Genomic DNA, 3,030 nt, shown 5'->3' with positions numbered 1-3,030 from the left:
CACCCGCTTACCGCCGTGATTGGGATGGGTGAAGGCCGACGAGAAGAAGGCTTCTTCCCAGCCGGCGATCGACGCCACATCAATCTGCTTCGGTACGTGTGCGGAACCGATGCAAATCTTCCCCAGATCCCACGTGTTGAAGTAAGGCGGCTCATATAGCACCGTCTCCGGCGTGGGCCGCTCGTCTTGCATCAAAGCGAACACGCGAAAGCCAGAGGCGTATGCCTGGAAAGCCAGACCAGGGTGCGGGACCACGGCGCTACGCTCGCCAAGCTCCTCGCACGAGAAGAACACGCGCCGCTGTGCCGGCGGGCACCACCACGTGATGGCATGTGGCCCGATGGACAGAACGTTCGGCGTTAGAAACTCGCCTTTCGGCAGCGCTTCTTCCGCAACCTGACGGACCGCGTGTATCAGTGCGCGCCGGTTGAGGGGCACGCCTGCCCCAATGACGGGGCACCCCGTCTGCTCATCCGTCACGATCTGGTGTGCGGTGGCATACGAGAATTCCCCGGCCTGGCGGCCATAAAGCAAAATGGCCCCTTGCAGGGCCACCTCATGGGACTGACTTCCAACCACAATTCCGGCCATAGGCCCTCCTATTCGGATATCAAGGTGAGGACGCGGTCGAGTGCCGCGATGATTTCAAACATGCATGCCAGTTCTTTGAACTGCTGGCGAATGGCCTTTGGCTCGCTTGCTACAGGGATCAGCACTTGGTAAGTCGTGCAGTCTCCGGCGCTGCTCAGGCATTCAAAGTGGTCGTCAAGAATTTCCCCGACCCAGTGGCCAGACGACATCGCAATGGTTGCCGCGGAGTACGCGGGTTCGGCCCATTGCGAGGTCTTGAGGATGCGGTAGCGGGAGCACCGCGCCAGGACTGTCTGCAGGTTGACCAGTTCGCGACAAATTCGCCGGGGCAAGCCCCGAGAGCGCGCAGCCAGCGATGCCAGTTCCGAACGTCGCAGCCGCCTGACGCGGCTACGCTTATCCATGCGCCGGCCCTTGGGAACGACGTCGTCCGGGGCTAGGAGCGGTAACACGTTGGTCGGCAGATAGCGCTCGATATCACTATCCCCTTCGCCGAACCGCTCCTCAAGAAACGCTCTCGCTTCTTCGTCGCTCATTCTGGCGTCGTAATCCCAGTGCCACCGAGCGAACATCTCCGCCAGTTCATCCGGGGTGCGAATAAACAGCGAGCGGCTTGCGGCCGTACTGACCAGATCCATTGCCGTATAGAGCAATGAGGGGTGCGCCCGCCGCATGACGTCGGCACGCTCCCCGATCTCGTACAGCTGCTCGCAGGGCAACTCGATCGCCAGGTACAGCGGCGCTTCGAGGTTGTCCTCCCATCCGAACTGTTCGACCTGCTCCCTCGCGGCAACGTGGTCCAGCAGAGCAAATGTGAAGTTCAACCGCTTGCAACTGGGGGTGCGCCTGCGCAGCCACGCGAACATGGCCTGTGCAAAGGCATCCCCTGCGCTGACCGCGCTCTTTACATCACGCGCCGCGAGTATGCCGACCTCGAACTGGGCCTGGATGGTCTCCAGGCCATCCGGGCCTTCGTCATGTCGCAGCTTGCCGCCGGCGGGAATATCCGATGGCAGCGTTGGTAGTGTCAGAAAACCATTGGCAGATCGACGTCGGGCAGCGGGATGCTGTCGCGATGGCGTCCACCCGGGGACGTCCGAAAGGACGCCGTCATCAAAGGTGCGAGGATCGAACAGCACGATGCCATCTCCGGAGAGGTAAAAAAAATCGCCTCTCCGGGCGGCTTCGTGGAGGAAAGGCCAAAGTCCGGACTGGACAAGGCCTTCATTAAGTCACGCTTGCGCATGGCAGCCCTTGGCGCCGGCTGCGCGGACGAACTTGTAGCGCGCGGTATCGCCGTTGTGCTCGGGCCCGTCCACCGTAGCGGTGGTCAGTTCCGGGTACTGGGCGGTGTACATGTCGCGCACCTGGTCCGGCGTGAATGCCGAGCCAGGGTCCGGCAGGGTCATGCCGTTGTACGTGAACTCGCGGGTCAATTGCTGGACGGTCAGGCTCATATTGCGTCTCCTTTCCGTTACAGCAGATCGGCCAGATTGGTACCGGCCGGCGCGGCAGACGATTGTGTGGTTGTGGAGGCCGGAGCCTGGCCACTACCGTCATCGTCAGCCGGCGCGCTGCCAGCAGACTCCTCTTCGTCGTCATCCGCCGGTGGCGAAGTCGGTGCGACCTTGCCGTTGGCCTTGGTCAGCGCTTTCTGTGCCTTGGCAGTTTGGGCGCTGGCAGCAGCCTTCAGGATGGAAGCGGTAGCCTCCACCTGCTCGGCGAGCGAGCGGTGCGTCACCGACACCGACGCGACGGCCTGGGCGAAGCCCTCGTCGAGCTCCGCCGGCGAGGCGGTGAGTGCGAGGGGCGTTGCCAACGCCGCATCTGCGGCCTTGGAAACTACCGGCGCGACAACCACAGCCATCACGTCGCCCTTCATGGACAGCGTGAGCACAACCTTGTCGCACGCGGCGACGAGTGGAACGAGTTCCTGAAACATGGATAGATCCTTAGAAGATGGGATAAGAGAATGGAAAGCTGGCCGCGGCGTGGCGGTCAGAAGCAAAGGACTTTAGGCAGCTTGCCCGCATAGTCGAAACCTTCGACGTTGAGCAGTGCCTCGATCAGTTCCGGCTTGGACTTATTGAAGACCTTGGCGAAGTTGTCACCGAGTGCTTTACGAATGCCAAGCTCATCGGCAAGTACCTTCATCTCGGACTTGGTCAGCCGCTCCAGGAAGTCCTTGGATTTCTGCAGCGTCCAGTGCTGGCGCAGGTCCAGCTTGTGGTACTTGCACAGCGTCACGAGGTTCCGTACGTCAAGACCCTCGATTGCCGCGACGGTCAGGCCGATGGTCAGTTGCTGGCGCTTGTCGGCAGCGAGCTCTTGCACCGTGGACAGGTTCTTCTCGAGGTCCGTGACAGACGCTTTGTCGTCCGCCAGCTTCTCGTAGATCTTGCCCATGACAACCGCGCCAATGTCGCGGGAAAGCCCGGA

The 3,030-nt window shown here is 61.7% G+C and carries 4 protein-coding genes and 1 pseudogene; all 5 read right to left on the bottom strand.

The window, feature by feature from the left end; all coding sequences use genetic code 11:
* Window positions 1-591 (bottom strand): PRTRC system protein B (locus ACYP5B_RS51990; RefSeq protein WP_459575322.1); only part of this gene is annotated, 591 nt, incomplete at its 3' end.
* An 8-nt stretch (window positions 592-599) separates the two neighbouring features.
* Window positions 600-1,730, bottom strand: a complete 1,131-nt coding sequence (locus ACYP5B_RS51985; RefSeq protein WP_459575321.1) for a PRTRC system protein F — start codon at window positions 1,728-1,730, stop codon at window positions 600-602.
* Between the two features lie 93 nt (window positions 1,731-1,823).
* Complete coding sequence (locus tag ACYP5B_RS51980) at window positions 1,824-2,048, bottom strand: PRTRC system protein C (protein ID WP_459575320.1); 225 nt, start codon at window positions 2,046-2,048, stop codon at window positions 1,824-1,826.
* Window positions 2,049-2,065: 17 nt separating this feature from the next.
* On the bottom strand, window positions 2,066-2,533 hold the full coding sequence (locus ACYP5B_RS51975) for a PRTRC system protein E (protein WP_459575319.1): 468 nt from the start codon (window positions 2,531-2,533) through the stop codon (window positions 2,066-2,068).
* Window positions 2,534-2,589: 56 nt separating this feature from the next.
* Window positions 2,590-3,030, bottom strand: a pseudogene (locus tag ACYP5B_RS51970) (PRTRC system ParB family protein); the annotation flags it as partial.

The sequence above is a fragment of the Cupriavidus sp. 8B genome (genome assembly GCF_054589115.1).
Note: the sequence above shows the minus strand (reverse complement) of the source record. Positions and strands in the feature narration are given on the sequence as shown.

What these genes read in the sequence shown, in the direction of transcription:
- ACYP5B_RS51980 (WP_459575320.1), bottom strand. Translation starts at nt 2,048, where the DNA reads ATGAGCCTGACCGTCCAGCAATTGACCCGCGAGTTCACGTACAACGGC.
- ACYP5B_RS51975 (WP_459575319.1), bottom strand. Translation starts at nt 2,533, where the DNA reads ATGTTTCAGGAACTCGTTCCACTCGTCGCCGCGTGCGACAAGGTTGTG.